The following is a 24260-nucleotide window of genomic DNA, read 5'->3' on the forward strand; positions in this document are numbered from 1 at the left end:
TCCTTCGTGATCCCCGCATTGTGGCATCGCGGCCGCTGCGTTAGGAGGTAACGCGGCTGAACAGGCGTCGCCACACCAGGTAGACCGGAATGCCGGCGGCCATGATGAGCAGGCCGATGCCGGTGTTCACAGGGCTGGCCCGCAGGCTCTGCACCATCACCAGGCCGATCGTGCCGATGAAAATCAGCGGCAGCAGCGGATAGGCCGGCACCCGGAAACTGGCCAGCGCGCCTTCGCGCCGGCGGTACCAGAACAGCGTGCCGACGCCCACGGCGCAGGCCAGCCAGTCGCCGAAGGTGGCGTAATCCAGCAACTGGCCGTAGCTGCCCGACCACACCAGCACGATGGCCCAGCCCGACAGCAGCAGCAGCGCGATGTTCGGCGTGTGATGCTTCGGGTGCAGCTTCGCCACGCTGCGGAAGAACAGCCCGTCCTCGCCCATCACCTGCAGCACGCGCGCACCCGACACGAGGGTTATGTTGCAGAAGCCCAGGGCGGAAATCGCCACGCCCACGGCAATCAGCCTGGCACCGGCGGTGCCGAACACGCGTTGCATCACGTCGGCCGCGGGCGCGCGGCTGGCGGCGAGTCCCGCGTGGCCCAGCACCGCAAGATAGGCCAGGTTGACCAGTGCGTAGGCCGCGATCACCAACAGCATGCCGATCAGCAGGGCGCGCGGCAGCGTGCGCTGCGGGTTGCTCACCTCGCCGGCGAGGTTGTTGAGGTAAGTGAAGCCGGAGTAGGCGAACAGCACCGGCAGCGCGGCGCCCATGAAGCCCACGTCGGCGGTTTGCGGATCAACGGCCAGCACGCCATGGCCACTGGCGCCGGCCAGGAACAGGCCGCACACCACCAGCACCGCCACCGCCAGCAGCTTGAGCAGGGTGAACAGGTTCTGCACCTGGGCGCCCAGCCGCAGGCCGAAAAGGTTGATCAGCGCGACAAACACCAGTGCGCCAATGGCCAGCGGCACGGTGGCCGTGGCGGGGAGGCCAAACAGCGTCGCGGCATAGCTGGCAAAGATGGTGGCGACGGCGGCGGTCGACCCCGAATAGATCACCAGCAGCATGCTCCAGCCGAACAGGAAGCCCGCCAGCGGTCCGAAGGCTTCGCGCAGGTAGACATAGCTGCCGCCGGCATGCGGGCGCCGGGCGCCCAGTTCCGCGTAGCAGAGCGCGCCGATCAGGGTCAGCAGGCCCGCGCCGACCCACATGAGCAACAGCGACAACCCCGACGAGGTACGCATCGCCACCACATAGGGATTGAGGAAAATGCCGCCGCCGATGATGCCGCCGACCACGATCATGGCCGCGTCCCACGGGCGGAGACGGCGTAGGTAGCCGCCGGACGTCGAAGAATCGCTCATGGAACCCTGCATGCTGGGAGGTGCAGTCGAGCATGGCGTGCGGGGCACGCCTCGGCAAGCCCTGCCGGAACCCGGGCAGAAAAGGGCCGGCGCCTCGCGACGCCGGCCCGGAACGACGTACGGAGCGCCGTGCTCAGAACACGCTGAGGAACAGGGCGAGGTTGGTCGCGTTGAGCGTGCCGATGCCTGCCCCCGGCTCGTAACCGCCGACACCCTGGTAGAACCAGTTGTCGCCCGCCTTGATGTCGTTGAAGGCCGAGAACGGGCCGTAACCGAAGACGTTCTGCAGCGGGTAGATCTGCGGGTTCCAGAAGCCCGTACGGCCGTGCGTCGATTGCCTCAGCAGGGCGGCGATGCCATTGAGCTGGGGCGCGACGAAGCTGGTGCCGCCTTCGAAGGTCAGCAGGCCAGGACCATCAAGCGAGGAAACGAAGCTGTAGCCCGTCTCCGGATCCGCGTTCAAGGAAATGTCCGGCTCGTTGCGGCCACGGAAGTTGGCCGGCAGCGTGTAGTTGATGCCGAACGGCGGGAACAGCCAGGTCTGGTTCTTCTCGGTCTTGCGGATGCCCGAGGTGAACCGCTGGTAGAGCGGCGTGGGCCAGAACACGCTGACGCCGCCACCGCTGCCAACCGAGAACACCCGGCTGGTGAAATCAATCCCGAGATAGGTCTTGAAGTAGTTGTTGATGTAATCCCAGCCCCAGACGCTTTCCTTGGTGATCGACACCGTCGGTCCCGTGCGGAAGGCAAAGCTGAAAGGCACGGTCGTGCCGCCTGCCGTGGTCATGAACGGATCCGCCCCCGGCGAGTCCGCGGTGAGCGGCGGCGGTACGGGATCGGTAGGCAGGCCGCCAAAACTGCGCACGGTGTCGAAGGCGCCCGAGTCGCCCGAGGTGGCGAACATCGAGATGCCTTGCACGGCCGCTTCCAGGAACACCTGGTGCAGGGCCTGCATATAGGCGACGTTGGCATCCAGCTGCAGGATGAAGAAGATCTCGGGCTCGCCCCAGCTCACCGACAGGCTGTCGACCTTGTTGTCGGACACGGCCTGGTTGAACACATCGAAGAAGCCGGCATCGGTGTTGGGCGCGTGGTAGACGATGATGTCGGCCTGCGGGGCCAGTCCGCCGGACTGCTCCACGTCAAGCGATGTTTCGCCGGAACCATCGGGTCCGCTCAGCGGGCCGCCGCCGTCGACCGCCACCTTGGTGATGCGGTTGGCCTTCACCGGCAAACCGATATCGCTCCAGTAGGTGTAGGCGTCGGCAATCACGAAATCCGCCAGGGTGGCGATGCCGATGGTCGAACCCTTGCCATTGATGCCGGCCTTGTACAGCGGGTTGACGTTGTAGCGGTTGGCGACATCGCCCACGGTGAATTCGCCGGGCGTGCAGGTCGCGGTCGGATTGCCCGTGCAGGGCGTGGCCGCGGGTGCGGCGGACGCGCTCCTGGCCAGCGCGTTGGCATGGCTGGCGGCCTGCTGTGGCTCCAGTGCGCTTACGCGGTGGGAGCGGAAGTGGGCTTCGGAGTTGAGTCCCGAGGCGAGCACCAGCGTGCCGGAAAGCCCTGCCGGCAAGGACAGCGCCGAGTTCGGGCGATGGAAGGTGGATCCGTCGCTGGCGCGGTAATCGTGAACCGTGGTCTGGAACGCCTTGTTGAACTGGCCGATCGTGCCGCTCACCTGGATGGCCAGGTGATTGGGCAACAGCTGCACCTGCGTCATTCCCTGCTGCTTGATGAAGACCTGGACCCTGGCAATCTCGTCGGCGGTGGCGCCGTAGCGGTCCGCGAACTGATCCGTGGTGAGGAAGCGGTGGTAATTGGGATTGCCCTGGGTCACCGTGCTGTAGATGTATTTCTCCAGCGAGTCCTGGTTGTGCAGGCCAAGGACCAGGGTGACATTCACGGTCTGGGCTGGATTGCTGGCGCCCAGGTCGGCAGGCGAGGAGGCGCCCGCGGCGAACGATGCGGAGCTGAGCCCGCCCAGCACGACTGCCAGGGAGGCCGCGAGCAACTTGCGGTGCAAGTTCGAGTGCATATGTTGTTCTCCATGAGGGTAGAAACGGCCGGGCCGGTCGATGTCGCGGCGTGACGTTGTCAGCGTCCCGCCCCCCGGCAAGGCCGAGAGCCAAACGGTCGTGAACTTTTTTCCCCAACCCGCGCGCCCCCTGGAGAAGCATCGCGCGGGTCGCGGCGAACGTACTGCGCCGTCGACTTGCGTGGAAGTGGCTGACTTGACGCAAAAAAATGCGATATCCGCGCCCATACTCAAGCCCCTGCGCAGATAGTTGCGCCTACGCCTTTCGGCCGATGCGGGCGGGCACGCGGGCCGGCTGGTGCCGTCCGGGCCGGGCCATGCCGTTCAGTTTTCCGGGTCGGCCGGCGATTTGCGGCACAATAGGAGGGTTGTGCGTCGTGGGCAGCCCGTTTCCGACGCCGTGATCCCCCGGAGTCGAAGCAGCCGCCATGACCACCATCAAGCAAGACGATCTGATCCAGTCCGTCGCCGACGCCCTGCAGTACATCAGCTACTACCACCCCGTCGACTACATCACCAACCTCGCCGCCGCCTACGAGCGCGAGGAGTCGCCGGCGGCGAAAGACGCGATGGCCCAGATCCTGATCAACTCCCGCATGGCCGCCGAAGGCCATCGCCCGCTGTGCCAGGACACCGGCATCGTCACCGTCTTCCTCAAGGTCGGCATGAACGTGCGCTGGGACGCCAGCATGTCGCTGGAGGACATGGTCAACGAGGGCGTGCGCCGTGCCTACAACGACCCGGACAACAAGCTGCGCGCCAGCGTGCTGGCCGACCCGGCCGGCAAGCGCAGCAACACCAGGGACAACACGCCGGCGGTGATCAACGTCTCGATCGTGCCGGGTGACACCGTCGACGTGATCGTCGCCGCCAAGGGCGGCGGTTCGGAGGCGAAGTCGAAGTTCGTGATGCTCAATCCGTCCGACTCCATCGTCGACTGGGTGCTCAAGACCGTGCCGACCATGGGTGCCGGCTGGTGCCCGCCGGGCATGCTCGGCATCGGCATCGGCGGCACCGCCGAAAAGGCGATGCTGCTGGCCAAGGAAGCGCTGATGGAGCCCATCGACATCCAGGAGCTGATCGCGCGCGGCCCGCAGAACCGTGCCGAGGAACTTCGCATCGAGCTGTACGAGAAGGTCAATGCGCTGGGCATCGGCGCACAGGGCCTGGGTGGCCTCACCACCGTGCTCGACATCAAGGTGAAGGACTACCCCACGCATGCGGCCAACCTGCCGGTGGCGCTGATCCCCAATTGCGCGGCCACGCGTCATGCGCACTTCACGCTGGACGGATCGGGCCCGGTGATGCTCGATCCGCCGTCGCTGGAAGACTGGCCGAAGCTCACCTACGACGCCAGCAAGGGCCGTCGGGTGAACCTCGACACCGTGACCCGCGAAGAAGTCGCCAGCTGGAAGCCGGGCGAAGTGCTGCTGCTCAACGGCAAGCTGCTCACCGGCCGCGATGCCGCGCACAAGCGCATGGTCGACATGCTCAACAAGGGCGAGCCGCTGCCGGTCGACTTCAAGAATCGCTTCATCTACTACGTCGGCCCGGTCGATCCGGTGCGCGACGAAGTGGTGGGTCCGGCCGGCCCGACCACGGCCACGCGCATGGACAAGTTCACCGAGCAGGTGCTGGCGCAGACCGGCCTGCTGGGCATGGTGGGCAAGGCCGAGCGCGGTCCGGCCGCGATCGAGGCGATCAAGAAGCACCAGTCGGTGTACCTGATGGCCGTGGGCGGCGCCGCTTACCTCGTCTCCAAGGCCATCAAGGCCAGCCGCGTGGTGGGCTTCGCCGACCTGGGCATGGAAGCGATCTACGAGTTCGAAGTGCAGGACATGCCGGTGACCGTCGCCGTCGATTCGGCCGGCACCTCGGTGCACCAGACCGGCCCGAAGGAATGGCAGGCGCGCATCGGCAAGATCCCGGTAGTGGTGGAGTAAGGCTGCATGATCTTGCCCTCTCCCCCTTGAGGAGAGGGCAAGGTGAGGGGTGGGTGCTCGCGGAAGCCTGCACTTCTCCTTCTCCCCTCCGGGTCGCCCGGCGGGGAGAGGGAGTTGCAAGCCTCGCATTTGGACGTCCAAATGCCGGCCGCTCGCTCCCGTTGCAATCCGCCTGCTGCGGCGCAACACTGTGGGGATATTTTTCCCGTAACCCAACTGAGAGAACCGTGACCTCGAATGCCTCCGCGTCGCTTCCTGCCGACGCATCCTGGATCGTGATGAAGTTTGGCGGCACCAGTGTCGCCACCCTGCCGCGCTGGCAGAACATCCTGGAGCTGGTTGCCTCACGTCGTGCCGAAGGCGCGCGCGTGCTGGTAGTCGTCTCCGCGCTGTCCGGCATCACCGACGCACTCAAACAGATGTGCGCCCAGGAAGACAAAGGCAAACGCATCGAGGCTGCCAAGGCGATCGCACAGCGTCACTACGAGCTGCTCGATCACATGCAGCTGGCGGTTCCGGACACCCTCGCTGCCCGCCTGGCCGAACTCGCGCAGCTGGCCGCCGACGGCCCGGCGACCCTGGGTGAACTGGCCTGGGCGGCGCTCGTGCAGGCGCATGGCGAGCTGATGTCCAGCGCGCTGGGTTCGGCCTTCCTCAGCCATAGCGGTCTTGCCACGCAGTGGCTGGACGCGCGCGACTGCCTCGCCGCGGTGGCGCTGCCGAACCAGAACGAGCGCACCAAGCTGCTCTCGGCCATGGTCGAGGCCAAGCCCGACCCGGCCCTGAACGCGCGCCTGGCGCAGCTGGGCGAGGTGTTCATCACCCAGGGCTTCATTGCGCGCGAAGCGAAGGGCCGCACCGTGCTGCTCGGTCGTGGCGGTTCGGACACGTCCGCCTCCTACTTCGGCGCACTGCTGAAGGCGCAGCGGGTGGAAATCTGGACCGACGTCGCCGGCATGTTCACCGCCAACCCGCGCCAGGTTCCGAGCGCGCGCCTGTTGCAGCGACTGGACTACGAAGAGGCCCAGGAAATCGCCTCCACCGGCGCCAAGGTGCTGCATCCGCGCTGTCTTTCGCCGCTGCGCGAGCCGCGCGTGCCCTTGCTGATCAAGGACACCAACCGGCCCGAGCTGGAAGGCACCCTGATCGGTCCGGAGGTGCGCGAGCACGCGCCCAGCGTGAAAGCGATCAGCGCGCGCAAGGGCATCACCCTGGTGTCGATGGAGTCGGTCGGCATGTGGCAGCAGGTCGGCTTCCTTGCCGACGTGTTTGCGCAGTTCAAGCAGCATGGCCTCTCGGTGGACCTGATCGGCTCGGCCGAAACGAACGTCACCGTGTCGCTGGACCCCACCGAGAACCTGCTCGACTCCGATGCGCTGGCCGCGCTGGCGAGCGACCTGGCCAAGGTGTGCCGCGTGAAGGTGATCGCGCCGTGCGCGGCGATCACGCTGGTGGGGCGCGGCATGCGCTCCATGCTGCACACGCTGTCGGGCGTGCTGGCGGAGTTTGGCCAGCTGCGCGTGCACATGATTTCGCAGTCGTCCAACAACCTCAACCTCACCTTCGTGGTGGACGAGAACGTGGTGGACGAACTGCTGCCGCACCTGCACGAGCTGCTCATCACGGCCGGCGCGCTGCGCACCGACGACAGCGCGCTGTTCGGTCCCAGTTGGCAGGCTCTTTACGGCAGCGGCGAAGCGCCGCCGCCGGCGTCGGCCTGGTGGCGTACCGATCGCCGCGACGAACTGCTCCGCCTCGGCGCCGAAGCGACGCCGCGTTATGTCTATCACCTGCCCACGGTGCGCCAGCAGGCGCGCGACCTGAAGACGCTGGCGGCAGTCGATCGGCTGCACTACGCGGTGAAGGCAAACACGCACCCGGCGATCCTCAAAGCCCTGGCCGAAGAGGGTTTCGGCTTCGAGTGCGTGTCGCCGGGCGAGCTGAAGGCCGTGATGGCGGTGGTGCCCGCAACGGCGCCGCTGCTGTTCACTCCCAACTTCGCGCCACGCGAGGACTACGCCTGGGCATTGACCACGCGCGCCACCATCTCGCTGGATTCGCTGTACCAGCTCGAGCAGTGGGGCGAACTGTTCCACGGTCGCGAAGTGGTCTTGCGCATCGATCTCGGCCGGGGACTGGGCCATCACGAGAAGGTGCGCACGGGCGGCAGCGGCAGCAAATTCGGTTTGCCGGTGGAGCAGGTGGATGCGTTCCTGCGCCTGGCCGACACGCATGGTGTCATCGTGCGCGGCCTGCACGCCCACCTCGGCTCGGGCATCCTCGACGACGGCCACTGGGGCGAGGTCTACGGCCAGCTGGCCAGCCTTGCCGAGCGCATCGGCAGCGTCACCTTCCTCGACATCGGCGGCGGCCTCGGCGTGCCGTCGCATCCGGGCGAGGCACGGCTGGACATCACCGCGCTCGACCGGGTGCTGCGCGAGGTCAAGGCGGCCTATCCGCACTACAAGCTGTGGATGGAGCCCGGGCGCTACCTCGTCGCTGATGCCGGCGTGCTGATCACCCGGGTCACCCAGACCAAGGGCAAGGGCCATGGCATGGTGCGCTACCTCGGTGTCGACACCGGCATGAACAGCCTGATCCGCCCGGCGCTGTACGAGGCCTGGCACGAGATCGTCAACCTCACCCGGCTGGACGAACCGGCCACCGCGCTGTTCCAGGTGGTGGGTCCGATCTGCGAGAGCGGCGACGTGCTCGGTACGGATCGCCGCTTGCCGGAGCCGGAAGAGGGCGACGTGGTGCTGATTGCCCAGGCCGGCGCGTATGGCAAGGTGATGTCCTCGCCGTACAACCTGAGGGATGAGGCGGAAGAGATCATCCTCGAGTAAGTCCTTCAACTCCCTCTCCCCTCCGGGGAGAGGGTTGGCGTGAGGGGCGGGTGCTCGCGGTAACTTTTCAACCAGGGACGCTCATGGATGAAGCGTTTAAACGTAGATAGCGCTAGATCGTTGCGCGCCGGTCAGACAGACGCGGAGCAATGGCTTTGGCATCATCTGCGTAGCAGGCGTCTGCTGGGGTGGAAGTTTCGACGTCAGCATGAAATCGGTCGATACATCGCCGACTTCGTTTGTCCAGATGCTGGCCTGATTGTGGAACTTGACGGCGGCCAACATGGCGAGCAGATGATTTACGACGAACGCCGCACTCTGGAGCTGGAAGCGATGGGCTACAGAGTGCTGCGTTTCTGGAACAATGATGTACTGAAGAACGTAGAAGACGTTCTTGAGGTGATTTTGGAGGCTTTGGCTAGGCCGGCCCCTCACCCCAACCCTCTCCCCGATGGGGATAGGGACTAGCGTCGACGGAGACTTGAGCGTGACCACCAACATCAACCCCCGCCTGACCCAGGTATTCCGCTTCGTGCGGTGCAGCTATGCCGATGGCGTGGCCGAGCTGGTGTATGCCTTCGACCATGGCGAAGAGCTGGTCGAGCGCGTGCGCTTTCCGAACGCGCCGGCCATCCCGGCCAGCCATCAGGCTGCATTCGACCAGGCGCTGAAGCTGCTGCATCTCATCGCCGGCGTCAGCTACTACAAGGCGGGCGTGCCGCCGCGCATCGAAGTGGGCGGCGGTCCGCTGGATGACGCCACCGCCGATCTGCTCGACGCGCTGTACCTGCATGGCCTGGCCGAGTTCGCCTACCGCAACGGGCTGGACCTGCGTGGCCGCATTGCGTTCCCGCGCGGCGCCGCCGCGCGTCCGGCCGCCACCGCGCTGGGCCTGCCGCAGCGCACCCTCGTGCCCATCGGTGGCGGCAAGGACTCGCTGGTGGCGGTGGAGGCGATCAAGTCCTTCGGCGGCCAGGCGACGGCAGCGTGGGTCGGCAATTCGCCGCTGATCGCCGCCTGCGCCGAGCGCACCGGCCTGCCCATGCTCAACATCCAGCGCGAGCTGGCGCCGGGCCTGTTCGAGCTCAATCGACTTGGCGCGTGGAACGGGCACATCCCGGTCACCGCGGTGAACTCGGCGATCCTTGCGCTGGCGGCGATCCTTTATGGCTACGACAGCGTGGCCTTCGCCAACGAGCGTTCCGCTTCGGCCGCCACGCTGGAATACGAAGGCCAGCAGGTCAACCACCAGTGGAGCAAGGGCTACGCTTTCGAACAGCTGCTGGGCGGCTGGCTGCACCAGCACGTGGCCACCGACCTCCACTATTTCTCGCTGCTGCGCCCGTATTCGGAACTGGCGGTGACGCGTGCGTTCGCCAGGCTCACGCCGTACTTCGATGCGTTTTCCAGCTGCAACCGCAACTTCAAGCTGCTCGGCCCCAAGCCGGCCGATCGCTGGTGCGGCCAGTGCCCGAAGTGCCACTTCGTCTTCCTCGCGCTGGCACCGTTCCTGGCCAAGCCCCGCCTGTTGTCCATTTTCGGCCGCAACCTGCTCGACGATGAGAACCTCGCGCCGGGCTTCGATGCGCTGCTGGAATACCAGGACCACAAGCCGTTCGAATGCGTGGGCGAGGGCGCCGAGGCACGCGCCGCCATGTACGCGCTGAGCCAGCGCTCGGAATGGCAGGAAGACGCGCTGGTCGCACGCTTCCGCAGCGAAATCCTGCCGCAGCTCGATGTGGCGGAGTTGGCGCTGGAACCGTGGCTGCAGCCGTCGGACGAGCAGCGTATTCCCGCGCGCCTGCAGCCGGCGCTGGCGTTCTTCGCGTGACTTCGCCGCGGCTGCCGCTGCGTATCGCCGACCTTGCCGGCAAGCGGGTGGCGATCTGGGGCTTTGGTCGCGAAGGGCGCGCGGCCATCGCGGCGATTCGCCGGCGGCTGCCGCAACTGCCGCTGACCCTGTTCTGCAGTGAGGCCGAGATGGGCTTGGCGCGGGCTTTTGATGCCGCGCTGATCGTGCACGGCGGCGAGCCCGATGCCGTGGCGCTGGCGCCGTTCGACGTGGTGGTGAAGTCGCCAGGCATCTCTGCGTACAAGCCGGCCCTGCTGGCGGCGCGCGAAGCAGGCGCACGGGTCACCTCCGGCACCGCCTTGTGGTTCGCCGAGCAGGCATCGTCGTCGGTCATCGCGGTGACCGGCACCAAAGGCAAGAGCACCACCACGGCCCTGATCGCGCACCTGGCGCGCAGCCTGGGCAAGCGCACCGCGCTGGCGGGCAATATCGGCATGCCGATGCTGGAGTTGCTGGGGCAATCGGCCGACCTCTGGGCGATCGAGCTGTCCAGCTTCCAGACCGGCGAAGCGGGCCCGGTCGAACTGGGCGTCATCACCAGCCTGTACGAGGAACATCTCGACTGGCATGGCTCGCGCGAGCGCTACATCGACGACAAGCTAAAGCTTGCCGAGGTGTCCCGGCGCCTGCTGGTCAACGCGACCCAGCCCTTCCTGCTCGAACGCACCGCGCAGCATCCGCAGCGCCTCGTCTTCGGCCAGGTCGACGGCTGGCACGTCGCCGGCGGCTTGATCCGTCGTGGCCCGCAAGCGGTGTTCGAGATTGCGCGGCTGCGCGCGCCGGGCGAGCACAACGCACTCAATGCCTGCGCGGCGCTCGCCGCGCTGGAGGCCGTTGGCCTCGATGCCATCAGCGCCGCGGCTTCGCTCGCTGCATTCCGGCCGCTGCCCCATCGCCTGCAGCCGCTGGGCGAGCACGGCGGACTGTGGTGGATCAACGATTCCATCAGCACCACGCCACTGGCCACGCTGGCTGCCCTGGAAAGCGTCAAGGGGCGCGTGGTCACCGTCATGGTCGGCGGTCATGACCGGGGCCTGGACTGGAGCGTGTTCGTCGACGCGATGCGGCACGCCGCACCGCATGCCATCGTTGCGCAGGGGGCCAACGGCGCCCGCATCGCCGATGCCCTGCGCGAGGCGGGCGTCAGCGTGCACGACGAAGCCACCGACCTCACCGCCGCGGTCGACCTGGCCCGCCGCATCACGCCGCCGGGCGGCATCGTGCTGTTGTCACCCGGCGCGCCCAGCTTCGACCAGTTTCACGATTACGCCGAGCGGGGCCGCCGCTTTGCCGAGCTGGCCGGTTTTGACGGCCAGGACATCGTCGGCATCGAAGGCCTGGGCATCGCCTGAAGCGCGCCACTCCCGGACCACCGCCCGCGGGTTTTGCTAACCTGCGGGCCAGGGGGGATCCATGCGAATCATTCGACTGTTGATGGCAGTTCTGCTGACCGGCTGCGCGGCAGCGCCTGCACCTGCGCCTGCACCACAACCCGCGCCGCCCGCTCCTTGGGAAGCCGTGGCGATGGATGCGGGCCGCCACGGCGTGCCGGCGTGCGAGCCCGGGCATGAAGATGCGCTCACCGACGGCGTGATCCGGATCCGTCCGGGAGAAACCCTTTGCGTGTCCCTCGATGCTACGGGCGACTCCGTCACTCCGAAGGCGATCGTGCCGGCGGGTGACCCAGCCAGCTTGCTGGTCCTGCGCTTCTGGCAGGAGCCCGGTAGCAGCCAGATGTTTCTTTCCGTGCACAGCCCGCTCGCCGATGATCTTCGCTACAAGGCCTTCATGGTGCGCTCGGGCAGCCTGCGGCAGGAATACACCAGCAGTTGTCCGGTGCTGTCGCATCGGTTCGGCATCGAAAACTGGCCATTCGCGATCAGCGAGCTGCGGATCACCGGACTGGTGGCCTTGCGCGGAGCGCGCCACATGGAATGCCGCTGAGGCCAGCGCGGTTCCGGCGCGCGCCTGGCAGACGGCGAGTATCGTAGGCGACCGGGCTGGCCGTGCTGACGCCCGGGGGGCGACAAGCCACGCCGTTGCAGCGGTCGGCCTGACCCGCGAACACCAGCGAAACGTCCCCCATCCTGGAGGTCCCTGCGATGAAGCCGGTCATGAATCTCGACGAGGTCGAATTCGACGATATCGAGGAGAACGGTCTCTACACATCCAAGCGCGGCCAGATCAGCGACCACATTGGCGCGCGCAAGCTGGGCTACAACCTCACCGTGCTGCCGCCGGGCAAGGCCCAGTGTCCGTTCCACTGCCATCATGGCGAGGAGGAGATGTTCCTGGTCATCGAAGGCGAAGGCGAGTTGCGCTTCGGCGACCAGACCTACCCGATCCGCAGGCACGATGTGATCGCTTGCCCCACCGGCGGCCCGGAAGTCGCGCACCAGATCATCAATACGGGCACGACCACGATGCGCTACCTGTCGCTCTCGACGCTGGTCGAGATCGAGACCTGCGAGTACCCCGACTCGCAGAAGATCCTCATCGTGACCGGCGAACGCGGCGATGGTGGCCTGCGCAAGATGTTCCGCGCCGAGCAGACGGTCGACTACTACGATCGCGAAAACACCTGAGCTGCGTTGCCGCGGCCGGTCGTGCGCGGTTGGCGTAGCCCGCCAGACGAAAGAGCCACGCCTCTGGCGAGACGTGGCTCCTGTTCTTGGCGGAAAAACCGGCTTACCAGATCTTCACGCGCTGCGCCGGATCCAGGTAGAGCGCTTCACCCGGCTTGGGCTGGAACGCGTCGTACCAGCCGTCGAGGTTGCGCACGGTCTGCGCGCGGAAGCGACCCGGTGCATGCTCGTTGCCAATCACGCGCTGGCGCAGGGCGGCATCGCGGATCTTTTCGCGCCAGGACTGGCCGAAGGCGAGGAAGAAGCGCTGGTCGCCGCTCAGGCCGTCGATCACCGGCGCGGGTTTGCCGCCGAGCGACTTGTGGTACGCGAGGTAGGCGATGGTCAGGCCCGACACGTCGGCGATGTTCTCGCCCAGCGTCTGCTGGCCGTTCACGTGCAGGCCCGGCAATGCCTCGTACGCGTTGAACTGTTCGACCAGCTTCTGGCCGGCAGCCTTGAAGTGCGCCTGGTCTTCCGGTGTCCACCAGTTGGCCAGGTTGCCCTGCGCATCGAACTCGGCGCCGAGGTTGTCGAAGCTGTGGCTGATCTCGTGGCCGATCACCGCGCCGATCGAGCCGTAGTTCGCCGCCGCGTCCGCCTTGGGATCGAAGAACGGCGCTTCGAGGATGGCCGCCGGGAAGTTCAGCGCATTCTGCAGCGGCAGGTTCACCGCATTCACCGTCTGCGGCGTCATCCACCACTCGCCGCGATCCACCGGCTGGCGGAGCTTGGCCAACTGGTGCTGGTATTCGTACTCGTCGGCACGCTGCAGGTTGCCCAGCGCATCGTCGGCGCGAATCTCCAGCTTGCCGTAGTCGCGCCAGTTATCGGGATAGCCCACGCTCACGCGGATGCTGGCGATCTTGGCCTTGGCCCTCTGGCGCGTGGCCGGCGTCATCCAGTCGATGTGGTCCACGCGCTCGTCGAACGCGGCGAGGATGTTGTGCACCATGTCTTCCACCTGCTTCCTGGACGAAGCGGGGAAATACTTCTTCACGTACAGCTGGCCCACGGCATCACCAAGCGCGGCATTGGTGCTGGCCACGCCACGCTTCCAGCGATCACGCTGTTTGGGCGTGCCCGACAGGGTCTGGCCGTAGAAGCCGAAGCTCAGGTCGGCATAGGCCTTGGGCAGGAGCGGGGCGGCTTCGTTGAGGGCATGGAACGCGAGGTAGTCCTTCCAGGTCTGCAGCGGTTCGCTGGCGGTGAGCGCGGCCAGTCCCTTGATGCCGGGCACCTGCCACACATCGACCACCTTCTGCTGGTCGAGGCCGGCGGCCTTGAAGAAGGTGCTCCAGTCCAGGCCGGGCGCGTTCTTCGCGAACGAGCCGAGCGGCCACGGGTTATTGGCCTTGTGGATGTCCTGGCTGTCGACGATGTCGACCTGCGCCTTGGCGATCTTGGTTTCCAGCGCGAGGATGGCCGTGGCCTTCGCATCGGCATCGGCCACGCCGGCCTGCTTCAGCAGCGCCGCGATATAGGCCTGGTACTTGCCGCGTGTCTCCACCATCGCCTTGTCGTCGGACAGGTAGTAGTCGCGCGTGGGCATGCCGAGGCCGCCCTGCAGCAGGTAGGGGATGTTGTGCGTGGCGTCTTCCAGCCCATGCGAGACGAACAGGCCGAACAGATGCTCGGTGTGGAAATTGGTGGCGTTCACCGGATCCACGTCGGCGCGCAGGCCGTTGCCCAGCACGCGGGCGAGATCGGCCTTGCCGGCCATCGCATCGATCTGCTTGAGCTTCGGCTGCAGCGGTGCCAGGCCGCGCTTCTCGATCGCGTCCTCGTCCATGAAGGCGGCGTAGTAGTCGGCGATCCGGCGCTCGTTGCTGCCGGCCGCGGGGTTGCCCTTGCCGGCGTCGCGGATCAGGTCGGCGTTGCGCTGCTCGGCCTTCTGGAACACCTGCAGGAAGATGCCCGTGCTGGAGCGATCGGCCGGGATTTCGGCGTTCTTCTTCCAGTTGCCGTTGGCGTAGTTGTCGAAGTCATTGCCGGGCTGCACGGCGTGGTCGATGCCGCCCAGGTCGATGCCGCTGGCGCTGCGCGCCGGCGCCTGGGTAGGGGCGGGATCGGCCGGCGCGGCGGCCAGGGCACAGGTGCTGGTCAGCGCCGCTGCCGTGAGGATCCAACGAAATTGCCGCATGGGCGGTCTCCTGGAGTGGGGTAAAACGGTAACGATAGTCCGTTGCCCTGTTCGGTGGGGCATGACTTTTGGGCTAGGTGATGGCGCGCGACCGGCGCCGGCTCGGTCGCCGCGGCCTAGCGTTCGTAACGGTAGTTGAGGGCCGCCCGGCTGAAGTCGGTGGCGTTCTGCGCCTCGAAATTCCAGTGCGCGTTGAAGTGATAGCGCAGCGTGATGACCTGTCCGGGATCGAACAGGCCGACGCCGTAGCTCAGGTAAAGCCGGGGCGACAGGTATTTGCCGACGGTGAAGGCCGAGCTGCCGTTGAGCGCGTCGCTGCTGGTGACGCCGATATCGTCGACGCCCAGTTGCGAGCCGATGCTCTTGGCCAGCAGGTTGCCGGTGGCCGAACCCAGCGCCTGCGCGGCGGCGCCCACCATGCTGCCTTCGCCACCCTTGACCTGCGACAGCGGCTTGCCGGTGACCAGGTAGGACAGCGCATCGGATTGCTCCATCACCGGCTGCGAGAACACCGTGAGCACGGGGCGCTGCGCGGTGCCGGCCACGTAGAGCCCGACCTTCTGGCCGTCGTCGATGGTGGCGTTGGGACTGAGCTTGCGCACGGCCCGGATGTTGAGGCCGGGGTTGTCGATCGGCGTGCTGGCGAACAGCAGCTGGCCGCGTTCGATCTGCAGGTTCTGGCCGTACGCCTTATAGGTGCCGTCCACTTCGATCTGGCCCTGGCCGAAGGTGGCGCGTCCCGGCTTTTCGCTGACCACCAGCTGGCCGTGCAAGTGGCCATCCAGGCCCATGCCGACCAGGTGCGTCTTGTTGCCCAGCCGCACGGTGACGGTGGCGGTGACCGGCATGCGGCCGGCTGCCTGCTCCTGCTGCTTTTCATCGACTACCACCACATCGGGCGAGGCCCGCGTGGCGCCCGTGCCGGGCAGCTTGTCGAGGTTCACTTCGGCGCTGTCCAGCGTCACCGTGCCGGTGACGTCCAGGCCCTGCTCGCCGTGGCGGACGGCGAGATCGGGCGATGCCGCCACGCGGGCGGCCGGCACATTGATCAGCTCGACGTTGCTGCCCTTGACCGACAACAGGCTCTGGGCGTTGGCGCCCAGAGCGGCCGAACCCTCCAGTACCAGGTTGCCGTCGCCGGAGTGGATGTTGCCGCTCAGGCGGAAGTTCTTCGCGTCACTGGTGGTGACCACCACGCGGCCCTGGCTGAGCTTGAGGCCCATCGACGGGATTTCCAGCGCGACATCGCTGAGCGCCGCCTGGCCGGTAATGGCCGGCTGGGAGAGCGTCCCCCCCAGGCCGAATTCGCCGCTGATCGCCCCCTTGGGGTTCACCACGTCGGTGGTGAAGATCTCCAGCAGGGCGAGGTTGCTGGCGTGCACGGAGACATGTCCGGCCAGCGCCTGCTGTGCGCCGGAGATCGTCGCCTGGCCGTCCAGACGTCCATGGTTGGTGAGCCCTGCATGGATTTCGAGGTGCTGGCTGGAGGGCGCCAGTTGCGCGTTGAGCGCGAGGTTGTCGTAGGTCAGCAGCGGCTGGTCGGCACGGTCGGCAAAGGCAATGGAGCCCCTGGCCGACGTGATCGTGGCCGTGCCGCTGAGTGCGCCCGCCGCGTTGCGCCGCAGGTTGCCGTTGCCTTCCAGCGAGCCTTCCACGCGCATCGGCACTTTGGCCGTGCTGGCGGCGGTCATCAGCAGGGCGGTGGGCAGGTTGCGCAGGCGATAGCTCGCCTCCAGGTTGCCCGCCTTGTCCTGCTTTGCCGCCGCGCACAGCAAGGGCTCGCCCGCGGTGAGGCAAAGCTCGGAGAGACTGATCGCGCCGTCGTTGTACGCAAGCCGGCTGGACTGCTGCAGGCGCCAGCGCGGCAGGCCCGCGACATCGAGGTTCAGGGTGGACAGCGTGCCGTTCCACGCCGAACCCTTGAGCGCGCCGCTCAGCGCGATGTCCGTCGACAGCGGCGTGCCATGGGCGCTGAGCGTGAGGTTGTGCCGTTCCGCTGAGCCGTCACCGCGCAGGGTGACCTGCGTGAAGGCCATGCCGCCGGCGCCCACGCCGCTCGCCTGCAGGTCGAGCTTGCCACCCGGACGGCTGAGGTCGGGCACGCTGGCGAGCAGGCGCAGGCTGTCTGCGCGCTGGCCGGCGTAGCTGAGCGCTTGTCCCTGCAGGTTGGCGTCCAGTGCGAGCTTCGGATGCCTGCCCTGCACGCGGATGTCGCCCTGCACGCGCCCGGCAGCATCCGGCAGCCAGTCGCCCAGGGTGGCCACGGCAAGCTTGATGGTGACGTTGTTGGTGTTGCCTGGCCGCGCGTCGACCTGCACGTCGCTGGCGCCGGAAATCAGGCGCAGCCGGCCATCGACCACGCCTTCCGGCGGCAGGTGCAGCTTGCCGTCACCGTGCACGGTGCGCTCGCGCAGGCGTCCCTCCAGCTTGCGGATGTCCAGCGTCACGTCGGGACGATCCTGCGTCAGCGTGCCTTGCGAGGCGATGTCGAAATCGAGCGAGCCGTTCCATTTCGCCAGCAGGTGACCCGGGTCGAACCGGCTGGCCGTGGCCTCCGCCTGCCAGGCCAGCACTGGCTGCAGCGCCAGCGTGCCCTTGGCCTGCAGTTCGCCCTGCGCCTGCCGGACGGCCAGCGCATGCAGGTCGATGAGCTTTGGCGTGCCGTCGAGGTTGAAGGTGACGGCGGCGAGCTGGTCGGCCGGCCCGATGGCCAGATCCGCTTCGGCATGGAACTGGTCCACGCTGCCCTGTGCCTTGAGGCTGCCATGACTGAACAGGCGTTGGCCCGCCAGCGCCTCGGGCAGTTCCACTTTTGCCCAGTCGATGTGCAGATCGGCCGTCACTGGCCTGGCGCCCAGCTGCACGATGCCGCGCGCGGTGACGTCGCCGGTGAACTGCGGCGAGCCGACGCCAAGCTGTTCCAGCGTGAGCGTCTTCAGGTCGTCACTGAAACGCGCGCTCAGGGGATGCAGCAGCAACGCATAATCGTTGAGGCCGAGCTGGCCGGTGAATGTGCCGCTGCGGCGGTCGCCACGGCCATCAAGGGCCACGGCCAGGCCGGTCAGCGCACTCTCGCCCAGCAGGGGGCGAGGATCGAAGCGGGGCGCGTCGACACGGGCAGTCCACGCATAGTCGCCGCCTTGCGCCATCTGCAACTGCAGGCGCGCGGCCATGGGTTCGGTCATTTGCAGGTCGGCACGCGCGTTGCGCCCATCGCCATGCGCTTCGAACTGGCCGGCGTAGGTGGTGCCATCGACCTGCCAGGCGAAACCGGCCTTGCTGTCGCCGCGATAGTTGCCGGCCACGACCAGGGTGCCGCTGAGATCGACATGGCCGGCGGGCGCCAGCAAGGCCAGCTGGCGCAATTCGATGCCGTGGGCGGCCGTCCAGCTGCCGGCGAGGTCCAGGCGCTGCGAGGCGAACAACAGCCGGCCTTCCTGGCTGAGCCGGAAGGCACCCACGTGCGCGCGGTCGAGCAGCAGGTCCAACGGTGGCTTCAGCGAGAAGGCGGATTCGCTTTCCGCTTCCTCGCTGCTCCTGGGCAAGGCGATATCCACGCCATCGACCGTGAGTTCGAGCACGTGCAGTTGCTTGCGCAGCAAGGGCAGCGCGCGCAGATCCAGATGCGCCTTGGCCACGTTGACATCAAGGCCGCTGCCGTCGGCGTAACGGACGCCGCTCAGCTCCAGCGGCCCCAGCAGGCGACCCTGCGCGGACTGCACGGCCAGCGCGCCGTGGGTGAAGCCTTCGGCGCGCGCGAGCGCAAAGCGCAGGCCGGCGTCCGTGCCGACCAGCCATCCGGCGGCAAGCAGCAGCAGCAGGAGCACGGCCAGGGACAGCGCGATCCATCGCAGCCAGTGGCGACGCGGCCGCGGCGCGGAAGCAGGCGTGGGCGTGGTGGGCACGGCATTCATCGCTGCGTTCTCACAGATCCGGGCCGATCACGACGTGAAGCTCCACGCCGTGCTCGTCGGGGTTGTGCACCGGCGTGCCCAGGTCCACCCGGATCATACCCACCGGGGAGATCCAGCGTACGCCCAGGCCGGCGCCGATCTTCGGGCGGTAGTCGGTCCCGCTGAACGCGTTGCCGGCGTCGACAAACGCCGCCATGCCCCATTTGCGGCTGAAGTAGTGCTCCACCTCGGTGCTGCCCACCAGCAGGTTCTTGCCGCCGATCACGCGGCCGTAGGAGTTCTTGGGCCCGATGCTCTGGTAGGAATACCCACGCACCGAATGGTCGCCGCCGGCGAAGAAGCGCAGCTGCGGCGGCAGGTCCGAGAAATCGTTGGTCCAGGTCGCACCGGCCGTGCCGCGCAGGATCAGGCGGTTGTTGCCGGCGAAGGCGTCGATCCACTTGGCGTCGGCGGTGACCTGGCTGAAGCTCGCATCGGAGAGCAGCCCGCCGACCGTGCTGCGTGCGGCGAAGGTCAGCGACCAGCCATGGCGCACGAAGACCGGGTTGTCGCCGGATTTGCGCGACAGCGAGATCTCCGGATAGAACAGGTTGCTGCGCCCATGCTCCACGCCCGGCGCATTGTCGGGCTCGCCGCTTTTCTGGCCGACGGTGAAAGTGCCATCCAGCGCATGCACCCCGATCGTGCGTACCCATCCATGCCACTGGCGCGTCTCGTTGGCGACCAGCTCCAGCGTCTTCGAATGCGAGGTGTCGGTGTCCGAGTCGCGATAGATGGCGCCATAGTTGAAGCTGCGCTGGTTGGGGCCGGGCATGGGCACGGTATAGAGCGTGGTGAGCGTCTTGAGGTTTTGTGCGATGACGACTTCGTTCTTCCACTTGTGCCCGCGGTCGTTCACCCAGCGCTGCTCGACCGCCGCGCGCACGCCAAAACCCGTGTCGGTGCCGAAGAAGGGCCCGCCGGTGTAGATCGTGCGTTTGGCCGGCGCCAGCGACACCTTGACGTCGACCACGCCGTCCTTCTTGTCGTCGATGTCCGGCAGCACGCTGACGACGGAGAAGTAGTCAGCGCCGTTCAATGCCTGCTGCAGCTGAAGCAACTGGTCCTGGGCGAAGTAGTCGCCTTTCTTGAATGGCACGTAGCGTTGCAGGAAGCCGGGACGAAACTGCGAGCCCTCGTAGTGCACGTCGCCGAAGCGGTAGCGCGGGCCAACCTCCCAGGCGAGATGGATGGCGGCGCTGCGTTCGGCGCGGTTCACCTCCACGCGATGGGTGAGCAGGCGAGCGTCGAGGAAGCCATTGGCGGTGAGCGCGCCGCTCAGTGCGTCGCGGGTGCTGTCGTAGGTGCCGTGGTTGAGGGTCTCGCCCTTGAGCTGCTCGATGGCGCGCCTGGCGCGGCGGATCGCCGGCAGCTCCGCCGCGCGGGCGTCCAGCTGCAGGTCGACCTCGGTCACCTTCACCGGCGCGCCCGGCGTCACATGGAGCGTGACGCGCCAGTTGTCGCCCGTGGGCTCGAGCTGGCCGGTCACCTTCGCTTCGTAATAGCCGTAGGGCTCCAGCGCGCTCGTGGCCTGCACCAGGGCCTGGTTGTAGAGGCGGTGGACTTGCGCGTCGCTGACATCGCGATTGGCGTATTGCGAGATATCCACGCCCGAGGTGACCGCAAGCTTGAGCGGATCGTCCACGCCATCCACCACGAGCTGCACGCCCGCATGCGCGAGCATGGGGACCAGCAGTAGCAGAGTGAGGCAATGTCGGATGCGTTGCATGCGCTGGGATCCGTCCTCGTCATGGCGTTTCCGATGATGCATCGAATACGGCCCGGATATTTAGCGAGTCGGGTGTCTGCAAAGTATCAAGGAACCCGGCGTCGGCTCACTTCACCGCCCGGAACAGCAGGGGCCACGACTGCCACGGTCCGGTTGCCGCAGGATCGTCCGGATGGAAGCCTTCCCCGGGTGCATGGCAGAAGCCGATCTGCGCACGACTGAAGCCGGCGTCCCGCATCCGTTCGATCAGGTCCCATCCGAAATGATGGAACGTATAGATGCCGCCATGTCGCAGGCCATCGCCATGGTACTCGGGTGGCGCCAGGTGCTCGATCTGCCCGTCGGCGGCGGGGCGTCCGCGCAGCAGGGACTGCTCGCGATCGACGAAGAACGGCACCGTGAACAGGGTCACCCCACCGGGACGCAGCACGCGTGAGGACTCGCGCAGCGCGGCAGGCGTGTCGTAGACGTGTTCCAGCACATCGCTATGGACCAGCAGCCCGAGTGAATCCGTGGCATAGGACAGCGAGGTGATCGACTCGTGCCGCGTGTGCCGCCATCGCCACCAGCGGGTGGACCACCAGTAGTGCCGGCCACTGAAGCGCTGGTCGCCCAGGAATTCCGAGCCGGTCAGCCAGGGCCAGGCGTGATGCGCGCGGCGATAGAGTCGCGTGGTCTGCTCGAGCAGTGCGCCACGGGGCGGCACGTCACCGGTGCCCTGGAGCAGATGATCGCGCATGGCGACGAACACCAGGCGCTGGCGCGAGTTCAGGTGGCAGCGCGGGCAGTGCAGGTTTTCGCGCAGGTTGGGTCGGCTGTCGCTGCTTCCGGACAACACGAACGTCGTCGGTCGTTCGCACACGGGGCAGCGCCCTTCGGCGGCAGCGGCCCCCGCGACCGGCACGTATTGGCCTTCCATGCGGTCCTGCAGGCGGCTGGCAGCATCGACGAAATCCTGTCGGCGCCCGAACCATTGAATCGTAGCCATCGTTCCATCCTGGCCGGCCAGGGCAAGGCCCTGGTTGTCATGCAGGCAGGCGTGGCCTCAGCCGGCCTTGTCGCCTGCCTTGTGGGCAATCCACGCGCCGACGACGGCGGAAACGTAGGGAATCGACTGCGCGGCGAGGATGAACATCCACAACGTGCCCTCGACGTACTGGGTACCAAAGCGCTCGCCCATGCCGATCACGCAGAAGAGCAGGGCGACCGCCATCAACAGTTCTTCGCGCACCGGTGCGAAGGCGGCGAAGTTGCTGCCGCCCAGTCGACGGCTCTTGGCGGTGACCACGAACGAGGTCTTCTCGCGCGTGAGCCCGTGCAGGATGCCGCGGGCGATCGCGTGCGACAGGCCCATGCTGGCCAGCGACGCCATCAGCGTGTCGTACCAGCCGCAGGGAACACGTGCGCGGTACAGCACGATGCCGAAGATCGCCTTGGCGAAGAAGAAGCCGATCACCGGGATCAGGAACAGCTGCATCGGCAGGCTGAAGATGGTCGGGTACGCCACCATGCCGGCGGTCCAGAAGATCGCCATCATGGTGAAGATCAGGTGCAGCGCATCGGCGAACCAGCTGAACCAGCCAGTGAGGAAGTGGAAGCGCTGGCCGCCCGAGAGCGGGCCCTTCCTGGTCATCCAGTGCCAGCGGCCCTTGAGGATCTGCATGGCGCCGAACGCCCAGCGGTAGCGCTGGCTCTTGTACGCCTTGAAGTCGGCCGGGGTGAGGCCCTTGCCCATCAGCTCATCGACGTAGACCAGCTCGTAGCCGGCATGCATCAGGCGCAGGCCGAGCTCGGCGTCCTCGCAGATGGTCCATTCCGACCAGCCGCCGGTGCCTTCCAGCGCGGAGCGGCGCACCATGGTCATGGTGCCGTGCTGGATGATGGCGTTGCGCTCGTTGCGGTGGTGCATGCCGATGCGGAAGAAGCCGTCGTACTCCCACGCGGTCATGCGGCGGAAGCGGTTGTGCTCGAAATCGCGGTGCGCCTGCGGGCACTGCACCACCGCCACCTTCGAATCGTGGAAGTAGCCGGTGAGCGAGGCCAGCCAGTCTTCGCGTACTTCGTAGTCGGCGTCGATCACCGCCACGACGTCGGCGCGCGGGTCGGTTTCCTTCAGGCCGAAGTTCAGTGCGCCGGCCTTGAAGCCAGGCCACGGTTCCAGGTGGAAGAAGCGGAACTTGTTGCCGAGCTTCTCGCAGTATTCCTGCACCGGCTTCCAGATCGCCGGGTCCTTGGTGTTGTTGTCGATCACCAGGACTTCGTAGTTTTCGTAGTGCAGCTTGGCCAGCGAATCGAGCGTGACGAACACCATCTCCGGCGGCTCGTTGTAGCAAGCCAGGTGGATCGACACGAACGGCTGCTTCTCCACCGGGTCGGGCGGCAGCAGGCCGGCGTGGCGGATCCAGTCGCGCCGCCACAGCACTTCGGTGAACTCGAAGCCGTTGATCAGCAGGATGGCCAGGATCGCGATCTGGGCCGGGAACAGCAGCACCAGCATGGTCCAGTCGATCCAGCTCAGGTAGAAATTGAACGGCAGCGTGGCCGACCAGGTGATCAGGCCGCAGGCGAGCTGGATCAGCGCGCAGAAGAAGAAGCGCCCCATCAGCTTGAAGCGGCTGTAGCGGCTGGCGAACCAGATCATCGGCAGCAGCGCGAGCAGGCTCGCTGCCAGCGCCTTCCACGGCCAGGCCGTGTCCTCGGTCACCGGGCCGGTGAACGGGAACTTGGGCTGGCGATCGGCGTTGAACATGCCCCAGTAGGCTTCGGTGCGGCCCGACAGTGCTTCCTTCCAGGGCTGGTCGAACGCTTCCATCACGTAGTAGTCGATGTTGCGTTTCCTGGCCTCGTTGAACCACGTGCGCAGGAAGATCGCCTCGTTCGACACCGAGGGGTCGGCGTACTTGAAGCGGTCACCGTTCGACGGCCAGCCGATTTCGCCGATGACGACCAGCTTGCCGGGGAACATCTTCTGCAGGGCTTCGTAGCTCTTCAGGGCGTCGTTGACCGCGGGGTACTTGTCCAGGTCGCGGCCGGAGCCGACGGCAGAGATGCCGTTCCAGTACGGGAACAGGTGCACGGTGATGAAATCGACGTGCTGCGCCAGCTCGGGGTACTTCGCCCAGATATGCCACGGCTCGGCGATCGACACCGGCTGGTGGATCGCTGCGCGCACGCGGTCGGCATAGGCCATCAACTGTTCGGGCGGGATATCGTTGCGGAACAGCACCTCGTTGCCCACGATCACCCGGTTGATCGAGTTGGGATAGCGCCGCGCCTGCGCGATCAGCGTCTCGATTTCCTTCTCGTTGTTGTCCAGGCGGCGGTCGATCCAGGCGCCCGCCATCACCTGCAGGCCTTCCTGTTCGGCCAGGCGATACATCTGCGGGTTCTGCAGCGTGGAATACGTGCGGATGCGCGGGGTGTAGCGGCTGATCAGCTTGAGGTCGCCGGCAATCTCGTCATCGGACGGAAAATCGTTTTTGAGCGGGTTCTGGTAGCGCTGGAAAGCGGACAGCGCGAAGCCGCCGATCGGACCTTTCCAGTCCTCGGGACCATGCGGCAGATTGCTCCACCACCACAGGCCGATGTTCATCGCTGCCACGATCAGGGCGAGAAGGATGGCGGCGAGCAGCGGATGCCGGCTGTCGTGGGTGGTCGGTGTGGCGCTCAAAACGGTCCCCGTGGCTGCCTCACACGAGGCCGAAAAGCCAGAGGAGCTTAACCATGCAGCGCTTTTCGCTCAATAAAGGCGGCCGCACATGGTCAG

14 protein-coding genes are annotated in these 24260 nt (G+C 66.8%); 7 read left to right on the plus strand and 7 right to left on the minus strand.

The genetic code is table 11. The features are described 5' to 3' along the window. Positions 1-40: 40 nt before the first annotated feature. Together ACXU4B_RS13285 and ACXU4B_RS13290 are read right to left on the minus strand one after the other, a co-directional pair. Entirely contained in the window at positions 41-1366 is a 1326-nt protein-coding gene (locus tag ACXU4B_RS13285; RefSeq protein WP_131411760.1) for an APC family permease, read from the minus strand. Between the two features lie 133 nt (positions 1367-1499). Then, a complete protein-coding gene (locus tag ACXU4B_RS13290) occupies positions 1500-3404 on the minus strand; it encodes a S53 family peptidase (RefSeq protein WP_131411758.1) in 1905 nt (634 codons plus the stop codon). Between the two features lie 428 nt (positions 3405-3832). Here ACXU4B_RS13290 and ACXU4B_RS13295 point away from each other — a divergent pair, with 428 nt between their 5' ends. The 7 genes from ACXU4B_RS13295 (at position 3833) to ACXU4B_RS13325 (ending at position 12630) form a co-directional block, all read left to right on the plus strand. Next, positions 3833-5347 (plus strand): fumarate hydratase, encoded by a 1515-nt coding sequence (locus ACXU4B_RS13295; RefSeq protein ID WP_131411756.1) that lies wholly within the window; start codon positions 3833-3835, stop codon positions 5345-5347. 227 nt (positions 5348-5574) lie between these two features. Then, positions 5575-8193 carry a bifunctional aspartate kinase/diaminopimelate decarboxylase gene (locus ACXU4B_RS13300; RefSeq protein WP_276322578.1) on the plus strand — a complete coding sequence of 873 codons (2619 nt, stop codon included), beginning with the start codon at positions 5575-5577 and terminating at the stop codon, positions 8191-8193. An 87-nt stretch (positions 8194-8280) separates the two neighbouring features. After that, positions 8281-8661 carry an endonuclease domain-containing protein gene (locus tag ACXU4B_RS13305; RefSeq protein WP_131411754.1) on the plus strand — a complete coding sequence of 127 codons (381 nt, stop codon included), beginning with the start codon at positions 8281-8283 and terminating at the stop codon, positions 8659-8661. Further along, complete coding sequence (gene murL, locus ACXU4B_RS13310) at positions 8645-10024, plus strand: UDP-N-acetyl-alpha-D-muramoyl-L-alanyl-L-glutamate epimerase (RefSeq protein WP_425481423.1); 1380 nt, start codon at positions 8645-8647, stop codon at positions 10022-10024. The genes ACXU4B_RS13305 and murL overlap by 17 nt, the downstream gene beginning before the upstream one ends. A gap of 17 nt (positions 10025-10041) precedes the next feature. Next, on the plus strand, positions 10042-11397 hold the full coding sequence (murD, locus tag ACXU4B_RS13315) for a UDP-N-acetylmuramoyl-L-alanine--D-glutamate ligase (protein ID WP_131412833.1): 1356 nt from the start codon (positions 10042-10044) through the stop codon (positions 11395-11397). Between the two features lie 172 nt (positions 11398-11569). Then, positions 11570-11989: a hypothetical protein gene (locus ACXU4B_RS13320; protein WP_131411750.1), complete on the plus strand. Its 420-nt coding sequence runs from the start codon at positions 11570-11572 to the stop codon at positions 11987-11989. Between the two features lie 170 nt (positions 11990-12159). After that, the gene (locus tag ACXU4B_RS13325; protein ID WP_240734140.1) at positions 12160-12630 is read left to right on the plus strand and encodes a cupin domain-containing protein; all 471 of its coding nucleotides are present in this window, start codon (positions 12160-12162) and stop codon (positions 12628-12630) included. Between the two features lie 103 nt (positions 12631-12733). Here the strand turns inward: ACXU4B_RS13325 and ACXU4B_RS13330 are convergent, their stop codons facing one another. The 5 genes from ACXU4B_RS13330 to ACXU4B_RS13350 all read right to left on the minus strand — a co-directional run bounded on the left by ACXU4B_RS13330 (position 12734) and on the right by ACXU4B_RS13350 (position 24164). Continuing rightward, positions 12734-14812, minus strand: a complete 2079-nt coding sequence (locus ACXU4B_RS13330) for a M13 family metallopeptidase (RefSeq protein ID WP_131411747.1) — start codon at positions 14810-14812, stop codon at positions 12734-12736. Between the two features lie 116 nt (positions 14813-14928). Beyond that, complete coding sequence (locus ACXU4B_RS13335; protein WP_131411745.1) at positions 14929-18726, minus strand: translocation/assembly module TamB domain-containing protein; 3798 nt, start codon at positions 18724-18726, stop codon at positions 14929-14931. A 10-nt stretch (positions 18727-18736) separates the two neighbouring features. After that, entirely contained in the window at positions 18737-20494 is a 1758-nt protein-coding gene (locus ACXU4B_RS13340; protein WP_131411743.1) for an autotransporter assembly complex protein TamA, read from the minus strand. 106 nt (positions 20495-20600) lie between these two features. Further along, positions 20601-21482 (minus strand): methyltransferase domain-containing protein, encoded by an 882-nt coding sequence (locus ACXU4B_RS13345; RefSeq protein ID WP_131411741.1) that lies wholly within the window; start codon positions 21480-21482, stop codon positions 20601-20603. Between the two features lie 57 nt (positions 21483-21539). Continuing rightward, on the minus strand, positions 21540-24164 hold the full coding sequence (locus ACXU4B_RS13350; protein WP_131411739.1) for a glycosyltransferase family 2 protein: 2625 nt from the start codon (positions 24162-24164) through the stop codon (positions 21540-21542). Positions 24165-24260: the final 96 nt, after the last annotated feature.

This window comes from Dyella soli (assembly GCF_054482295.1).